The sequence below is a fragment of the Neobacillus soli NBRC 102451 genome (assembly GCF_001591665.1).
GTDB classification, from domain to species: Bacteria; Bacillota; Bacilli; order Bacillales; family Cytobacillaceae; genus Neobacillus; species Neobacillus soli.
In genome coordinates this window covers 1-7,633 of sequence record NZ_BCVI01000104.1, presented here as the reverse complement: position 1 = coordinate 7,633, position 7,633 = coordinate 1, and the positions used below count along the sequence as shown (strand labels likewise).

General features: G+C 41.8%; 9 protein-coding genes. All 9 read right to left on the bottom strand.

What is annotated here, in order from left to right:
• Window positions 1-71: 71 nt before the first annotated feature.
• The gene (locus tag BSO02S_RS25655; protein WP_066074810.1) at window positions 72-1,028 is read right to left on the bottom strand and encodes a ribose-phosphate diphosphokinase; all 957 of its coding nucleotides are present in this window, start codon (window positions 1,026-1,028) and stop codon (window positions 72-74) included.
• Window positions 1,029-1,051: 23 nt separating this feature from the next.
• On the bottom strand, window positions 1,052-2,425 hold the full coding sequence (gene glmU, locus BSO02S_RS25650; protein ID WP_066074808.1) for a bifunctional UDP-N-acetylglucosamine diphosphorylase/glucosamine-1-phosphate N-acetyltransferase GlmU: 1,374 nt from the start codon (window positions 2,423-2,425) through the stop codon (window positions 1,052-1,054).
• Between the two features lie 205 nt (window positions 2,426-2,630).
• Window positions 2,631-2,921: a septation regulator SpoVG gene (gene spoVG, locus BSO02S_RS25645; protein ID WP_007084183.1), complete on the bottom strand. Its 291-nt coding sequence runs from the start codon at window positions 2,919-2,921 to the stop codon at window positions 2,631-2,633.
• A gap of 150 nt (window positions 2,922-3,071) precedes the next feature.
• The gene (gene ridA / locus BSO02S_RS25640; RefSeq protein WP_066074806.1) at window positions 3,072-3,446 is read right to left on the bottom strand and encodes a 2-iminobutanoate/2-iminopropanoate deaminase; all 375 of its coding nucleotides are present in this window, start codon (window positions 3,444-3,446) and stop codon (window positions 3,072-3,074) included.
• A gap of 1 nt (window position 3,447) precedes the next feature.
• The gene (gene purR / locus BSO02S_RS25635) at window positions 3,448-4,275 is read right to left on the bottom strand and encodes a pur operon repressor (RefSeq protein ID WP_066074804.1); all 828 of its coding nucleotides are present in this window, start codon (window positions 4,273-4,275) and stop codon (window positions 3,448-3,450) included.
• Window positions 4,276-4,331: 56 nt separating this feature from the next.
• Window positions 4,332-5,201 (bottom strand): 4-(cytidine 5'-diphospho)-2-C-methyl-D-erythritol kinase, encoded by an 870-nt coding sequence (ispE, locus tag BSO02S_RS25630; RefSeq protein WP_066074802.1) that lies wholly within the window; start codon window positions 5,199-5,201, stop codon window positions 4,332-4,334.
• A 280-nt stretch (window positions 5,202-5,481) separates the two neighbouring features.
• Window positions 5,482-5,664: a small, acid-soluble spore protein, alpha/beta type gene (locus BSO02S_RS25625; RefSeq protein WP_066074799.1), complete on the bottom strand. Its 183-nt coding sequence runs from the start codon at window positions 5,662-5,664 to the stop codon at window positions 5,482-5,484.
• 130 nt (window positions 5,665-5,794) lie between these two features.
• Window positions 5,795-6,058 carry a biofilm formation stimulator Veg gene (gene veg / locus BSO02S_RS25620; protein ID WP_066074797.1) on the bottom strand — a complete coding sequence of 88 codons (264 nt, stop codon included), beginning with the start codon at window positions 6,056-6,058 and terminating at the stop codon, window positions 5,795-5,797.
• A gap of 361 nt (window positions 6,059-6,419) precedes the next feature.
• Window positions 6,420-7,304, bottom strand: a complete 885-nt coding sequence (gene yabG / locus BSO02S_RS25615; RefSeq protein WP_066074792.1) for a sporulation peptidase YabG — start codon at window positions 7,302-7,304, stop codon at window positions 6,420-6,422.
• Between the last annotated feature and the right edge of the window lie 329 nt (window positions 7,305-7,633).

The window sequence follows — 7,633 nt, the reverse complement described above, 5'->3', positions numbered from 1 at the left end:
CCGTGTTTCCTTTATCTCAGTCAAAGCGCTCCAGTCCATACGCCGCTAAACGGGTGTTTCCGCTTTTCTACTTAATCGAATAAAGTACTTACCGATTGCTCTTCGTGGACACGTATAATTGCTTCGCCAATTAATGGGGCAACCGATAGGTTAATAATTTTATCACTCTTCTTCTCTTCTGAAAGAGCAATCGAATTAGTGACAACTAATTCTTTTATTTTTGAGTTTTGTATTCTTTCAATCGCCGGACCTGACAAGACTGGGTGCGTACAGCAAGCATATACTTCAGAGGCACCGTTCTCTACTAATGCATTGGCAGCAAGGGTAATTGTACCAGCTGTATCAATGATATCGTCAATTAAAATGGCAACCTTACCTTCAATGTTACCAACAATATTCATTACTTCAGCCACATTCGGTCTCGGGCGGCGTTTATCAATAATTGCAATCGGTGCTTTGAGGCGCTCAGCCATTTTTCTAGCTCTTGTTACCCCGCCATGGTCCGGAGAAACAATGACAATGTCTCCATTCAATTCCTTGTTTTTAAAGTACTCTGATAAAATCGGAACACCCATAAGGTGGTCGATTGGGATATCAAAGAAGCCTTGAATTTGTGGTGCGTGCAAATCAAGACAGATGACGCGGGTAGCCCCGGCTGTTTCAAGCAGGTTTGCTACTAACTTCGCTGTAATCGGCTCACGAGCACGTGCTTTCCGGTCCTGACGCGCATAGCCGTAATAAGGCATTACAATGTTAATGGTCTTCGCAGACGCTCTTTTTAAGGCATCAATCATGATTAACAGTTCCATGATATTATCATTGACTGGTAAACTGGTCGATTGAATGACATACACATCACAGCCGCGGATACTCTCCTCAATATTGATTTGAATTTCTCCATCACTAAACCTTGATACCGAGCACTTTCCTAATTCCACTCCAATAAATTTTGCAATTTCTTGTGCCAGGGGAATATTAGAGTTTAAACTAAATACCTTTAAGTTTGGATCTAAATATTGATTCGACATGATGGCCCTCCTAAAATCTTCGCTTATTTCTTTAAATTAAACTTTTGAACGTAATTTTCCTTATTCACTTGCTTTGCACGGGCAATCGATAAGGCATCGCCAGGCACGTCTTTAGTAATCGTTGAACCGGCAGCTACGTATGCTCCCTTGCCAATTGTGACAGGGGCAACTAAATTTGAGTTACAGCCGATAAAGACTCCATCCTCAATTTTTGTTAAAAATTTATTTTTACCATCATAATTCACTGTAATTGATCCACAGCCAATGTTTACATCGCTGCCAACTTCGGCATCACCAATATAGCTGAGGTGACTTGCTTTGCTGCCAGTTCCGAAAACAGCCTTTTTAATTTCGACAAAATTACCGATTTTCACTTCATTGCTAATCTTTGATTCTGGTCGAATATGGGCAAATGGACCAATGTTGACATGGGCACCGATCGAACTTTTATAGGCAGCCGATTGACGAACAACGGTTTTATTGCCAATTTCACACTCTTCGATTTCTGTGTTTGGACCAATTTGACATTCCTCACCAATCGTTGTCTTGCCTTTTATAATCGTTCCCGGGTAGATAACAGTGTCTTGTCCAATTTCGACCTCTGTATCGATGTATGTGTTTTGAGGGTCAACGATAGTTACTCCGTTACGCATATGGAGTTCATTCGTGCGAATCCGCATAAGTCGTTCCGCTTCTGCTAATGCGACGCGGTCATTTACACCCAATGTTTCTGTAAATTCAGTTGTTTGGAAGGCTGTAACAATCTCACCTTGTTTTTTAAGAATTTCAATGACATCTGGTAAATAGTATTCACCTTGAACATTGTCATTGGAAACATTTCTTAGTGCCTCAAATAAAGCGCGATTGTCGAAGCAATAGGTTCCTGTATTGATTTCATTTATCTCTCGTTCTGCTTCAGAGGCATCTTTATGCTCAACGATTTTTTCAACCAAACCGCCTTCGTTACGAATGATGCGGCCGTATCCAGTCGGGTCAGCGATTCTTGCAGTGAGGATTGTAGCTTTTGCTGCAAATTCCTCATGATGCTTAAAAAGGGATTCCATCGTCTCAGCTTTAATTAACGGGGTATCACCGCACACAACGATGGTTACGCCTTCTTTTTCTTCGAGCATGCTTCCAGCCTGCCTAACCGCATGGGCAGTACCAAGCTGTTGTTCCTGAAGAGCATAGAGGCTCCCATCACCTAATTGTGCCTGCACCAATTCTGCACCATGGCCAATAATTGTGACTACTTCCTGTATATTAAGCTTCCTTACTTGGTCAACTACATGCTGGACCATTGGTTTGCCGCATACGGGGTGTAATACTTTATAAAGCTTAGATTTCATCCGTGTCCCTTGCCCAGCGGCCAAAATCACAGCATAACGATTATGCATGAACAGTCCTCCAATATACCTTTTTATCCACTAAAAATATTAACGCAAATGAGCGCTCTTTTCAAGGAGGGAGAGAAATGTGTCTAATTTTGTAATTGTAAGTTTATTTAGAGAGAGTTCTAGAAGAGAAGTTCTTCGGGGGGAAGTGCCTTTTATCCAATAAAAAGAGCCTTACTCAGAAGAGAGGCCCTAGTTGTTAAGATCCTTATGAAGCTCCGGCTTCTTCAAATTCTACTTCCATTTCACCTAAACGGTGGTACTCAGCCAAAACAGCCTCTTGGATTTTACCGCGTGTTCCTGAATTGATTGGATGGGCAATATCACGAAATTCCCCATCAGGAGTACGTTTACTTGGCATTGCAACAAATAAACCGTTATTACCATCAATAACACGAATGTCATGAACAACAAATTCATTGTCCAAAGTGATTGAGGCGATTGCTCTCATTCGACCATCCGTATTAACGCGGCGAAGTCTTACATCAGTTACTTCCATGTGCTCACACCCTTTTTCTAAAGATAAAAAGCTTGTTAAATAAATTCAACAATTATTTCTTAAATCCTTCTTTATATTCAAAATATTTTAGAAAAATTAGGGCAAAATAGTGAACAATTGTAAAATATGGCCGCAAATTGACAAAAACGGTTATTTAACGAGGGCGACTACCTCTATTTCAACTAAAGCATCCTTTGGTAAACGGGCAACCTCTACGCAAGAGCGGGCTGGTTTATGGGTAGAGAAATATTCGCCATACACTTCATTTACTGCTGCGAACTCATTCATATCTTTAATAAAGACAGTTGCCTTTACGACTGTTTCCAACGACGCCCCGGCTTCAGCTAGGACTGCCTTCAAATTTTGAAAAACCTGGTGGGTTTGCTCCTTTACATCGCCAGTCAACATTATTCCTTCTGCTGTTAAAGGAATTTGTCCAGAGCTATAGAACAAATTATTGACGATGATTCCTTGTGAGTATGGTCCAATGGCGGCCGGTGCTTGATTCGTTTGAACTGTTTTCATCTTAACTCCCCCAAATGTTAAAATAATTTCCTGCTAGTACATTAATTTTTTTTTCTTTCACATCCACATCAGACAACTGAACGAGTGATAAATATTCATCAACTAACCGTTCCTGAATTTTTTCATCCTCTACTAAAACAGCAATACCAGCAACACGCGAATTAAATTCCTCCAGCATACTGATCATACCCATAACGGTTCCGCCAGCCTTCATAAAGTCATCGACAATCAGGACGCGCGAATCCTGTTTCATGCTTCGTTTTGAAAGAACCATTGTTTGGATTCTTTTTGCCGAACCAGAAACATAATTAATGCTCACGGTTGGACCCTCCGTTACTTTGTTGTCCCTTCGGACAATCACAACAGGGACATTTAACTGACTTGCAACCGCATAGGCCAAGGGTATTCCTTTCGTGGCAACGGTCATTACCACATCAATTTTAGTGTCGCGGTAGGCCGAGGCAATGATCCTTCCTGCCTTTTGCACAACCTGCGGGTTCCCCAAAATATCCGTTAAATATAAATATCCTCCAGGTAAAAGCCTGTCTGGATTGGCAATTAACTCACACAACTCATTGACAAACGGTTCTGCCTTTTCCCTGCTTACTTTTACAAAAAATTTAACACCACCGGCAGCCCCTGGCACTGTTTGCAATGTTCCAATTCCTCTTTGTTCAAAAGTCTCTTTAACAATAGCTAAGTCTTCACTGATTGATGACTTAGCGGACGAATAGCGCTCAGCAAAGAAAGTGAGCGAGACTAACTGGCGTGGGTGATCCAGTAAATAATTCGTCATATCTATCAAACGTTCACTCCGGCGAAATTTCATAACAAGCCCCCAAAAACACGAATATTCTAGTTCAAGAGTACCATTTTCATGCGCCTTTAATCAAGTGAGTGCCGCTCTCCTAACAGGCGGACAGCAAATACCTGATCGCAGAATCCTCTTAGTCCATTATAGATTCGGTGCATTCTTGAGTCATGCTGAACAATGCCAAAGACGGTTGGTCCGCTCCCGCTCATCAAAACAGCATCGGCTCCAAAGCGCCTCATTTGATCCTTTATTTGGGCCACTTCAGGATGAAGGTTTAATGTAACTTCTTCTAAAACATTCCCAACCTTTGTGCACACCTTTTGATAATCATGCTGGCTAATCGCTTCAATCATCCCGCTTATATCAGGATGATTCGTACCGTCAACATCAAGTCTGCGGTAAACTTCAGCCGTTGATACCCCAATGAAGGGCTTCGCAAGAATCACCCAGCACGTCGGCGGTGCAGGCAGTTCGGTGATAATCTCCCCTCTTCCCTTTGCTAACGCTGTTCCTCCGTAAACACAAAACGAAACATCCGATCCAATTTCAGATCCAAGATCAGCTAATTGATCAATGGTTAATCCAAGATTCCACAGCTTATTTAAACCTCTTAGTGTGGCAGCTGCATCACTGCTTCCCCCGGCAAGGCCAGCGGCAACGGGAATTGTTTTTTCAATCGATATCAATACACCCTTTTTGACTTGAAAACGATCCTTTAAAAGCTGGGCCGCTTGATAGGCTAAGTTGCGCTGGTCATCAGGAACGTATCGATTATGGGAATGAATATGTATTTTATCTTGATTTAATAAAGTCAGTTCAACCCGATCGGCTAAATCAATGGTCGTCATAATCATTTCAACCTCATGATATCCGTCAGGGCGTTTGTGCAAAACATCTAATGCTAAATTTATTTTGGCTGGTGCTTTGACTAAAAGCTTCACTACGTCCACCTACTTTGAGAATTGTCCAGCGCTTGCGCCTTTCTAATTTCCGTTCCATATTTTGTCCTATTTTACCACAAAACGATAAATGTAAGACGTGAGATATGATAAATTCTCTCAAAATTAATATTTTATCATTAGTTTTCAACGGAAAAAAGGCATAAGGTGGAGAAAACCGAATAGAAATTTAAATTAAAGGCCAGAGGGTGTCTTTTCCTCTGGCCTCGCTGTAATATGTGATTGGTTTAAATTTAAAGCGGAAGTGCCTTATCAGAAATTATCATTTGGGTCCCTGATTGGCCAGCTGTTCTTCCGCAAGTTCAATGGCACGCTTCACCATATTCCCTGCATCCTTTGCCCGGATCCCGCCCCAGCCTTCTTTTTGAACAACATCATAAAAGCCAAGCTCTTTTGCAAGCTCTTCTTTAAAGTGAGTGGACATGATTCCTCTTCTTCGGCCCATTCAAACAACCCCTTTCATACCACAGCATTATTAGTATGGGACAAACGGAGGGTTTCATTATTTCCAAAAAATCCCCTAAAAACAGCAAAAAGCAGTAAACGGATGTTTACTGCTGCTGATTGCTTATATACTAACTTAAGGCTAAATGTCCTGATGCATCATCGTAGAAGGTAATTTGAACTGTTTCCGTTAAGACATCCGCATAGCTGTAAGAAACACGCTCGAATGAATTTTCTTCTTGATCTAATTCAATAACAAAAACAGATGGGTAAGTTTCAGCTAAAACTCCGGAGCGTTCGATTGTCTTTCTGCGTCCTCCGTTTGCTTTAAGCAATAATCTTTTCCCTAAATTTGTGTCAAGAGCCTTTTTAATATCGGCTAAGGTTTTTGGCATTCGGTCCACCTCACTATGTAAAGTATAACACACTGACATAGTCCTGTCAAATAAAAACATAAATTATATCAGTCCAACAAAAAGATTGTCAATATTTTTTATTCTACTTTTTCTACTAAATTTCAACATTCCTATCGTTACCTTATTCGCAGAGGAATATGTATCCCCACAAAAATAAAAAATAAGCCCAAAATAAAAGCGCAAGGCGCCTGCTTATCGGCGACAAGCACAAGTCGAGCCGGCCGGAAGGTTGCTCTTTAACCTTTTGGACCGATTGGCTTGTGAGCTTGAGCTGATGGCGCCTGGAGCTGGACAATTCTTTAAGAACAAACCTTTTCCTATCTTTTTTGAAATTAAAGGCTTATTCTTCTTCCGCCTGGACTGGCCGGTAGGGCATTCCGGTTCGTAATACACCTCTTGTATCAATTCCTCCCAGACCCTTTTCCCCTGTCAAGGTATTTCGTAAAACGTCCCAAACATTAATTCTTTCCATAAACGGTGTAAAGCTTATTTTGGCAACAATATAAACCGGATCGAGGGCATGGATGTTGATCCTCGAAGGCGAACTGGCGAAGTTTGCACCTGCATGGATCAGTGATTCAAAGTGTGATTGACATGCACCGGCAAAAATTACCAGCTGATCAAGATGGGGAATCTTCTTCCTCGCTTCCTTGACCGTTTGGACGAAATGCTTGGAATGGCGGTAGGCATTAATATCAGTTATCTTTCCCTTCGCCTTTGAATAGGCATCATGACCGGTTATGACGAGAATATCGGGGCGATAAAAGTCAACCAATTCACCAATTTTATCTGGCATCTCCTTTTCATTACAGTGGATGCCTAAAACTGGGACACCAATTTTTTCATATAAACCCAGGCATTTTTTTAAATAGGTTGAATCACCATCCAAGTGGAGAACCCTTCCAGGCATTTGAAAGTAATTACTTGGTTTGACATAGCCGCCGGTTGCTTCATACTCAGACCGCTGCTTGATTAACTCAACATCCTGCGTGAACAGCCTTAAGGACTGTTCCTCAAGTGTCCGGTACTCCTCTGAGAGCTTGACTCTTTGACTTTGGTTGATTACAACCAAATCCTTGTATGGTGCATCTGCTACGAGGCGAAAATCCTCCCCATACAGGACTGCAAACGTCTGGTCGTTTATTTTTCTTATATCAATAACGCGAAATAGAATATCACAGTTGTACGAACGTCTACCGACAATATCCATTACTTTTATATCCACTGCCGTCACTCCATTAAGACCAGCATAATGGCCTTTCGAATAGTAAAGTTTCTCTCATAGGCTATGCAAACAGAGGTGTCCATGTGAGAAAAATCTGTATTTGGTGTTTTTATAGGTATTAGGATACTGTTGCATGCGGACAGTTTTGGCTTAGAAACCTTGGCTTTTGCCCTCATGAAGTGAAGCAGTCATGCGGACAGTTTTGCCTCGGGGACCCCGGGTTTTGTCCTCATGAAGTGGAGCGGTCATGTGGACAGTTTTGCCTCGAGAACTCCGGGTTTTGTCCTTATGAAGCGGTCATGCGGACAGTTTTGCCTCGGGAACCCCGG

What these genes read in the sequence shown, in the direction of transcription:
- BSO02S_RS25655 (WP_066074810.1), bottom strand. Translation starts at nt 1,028, where the DNA reads ATGTCGAATCAATATTTAGATCCAAACTTAAAGGTATTTAGTTTAAAC.
- glmU (WP_066074808.1), bottom strand. Translation starts at nt 2,425, where the DNA reads ATGCATAATCGTTATGCTGTGATTTTGGCCGCTGGGCAAGGGACACGG.
- spoVG (WP_007084183.1), bottom strand. Translation starts at nt 2,921, where the DNA reads ATGGAAGTAACTGATGTAAGACTTCGCCGCGTTAATACGGATGGTCGA.
- ridA (WP_066074806.1), bottom strand. Translation starts at nt 3,446, where the DNA reads ATGAAAACAGTTCAAACGAATCAAGCACCGGCCGCCATTGGACCATAC.
- purR (WP_066074804.1), bottom strand. Translation starts at nt 4,275, where the DNA reads ATGAAATTTCGCCGGAGTGAACGTTTGATAGATATGACGAATTATTTA.
- BSO02S_RS25625 (WP_066074799.1), bottom strand. Translation starts at nt 5,664, where the DNA reads ATGGGCCGAAGAAGAGGAATCATGTCCACTCACTTTAAAGAAGAGCTT.
- veg (WP_066074797.1), bottom strand. Translation starts at nt 6,058, where the DNA reads ATGCCAAAAACCTTAGCCGATATTAAAAAGGCTCTTGACACAAATTTA.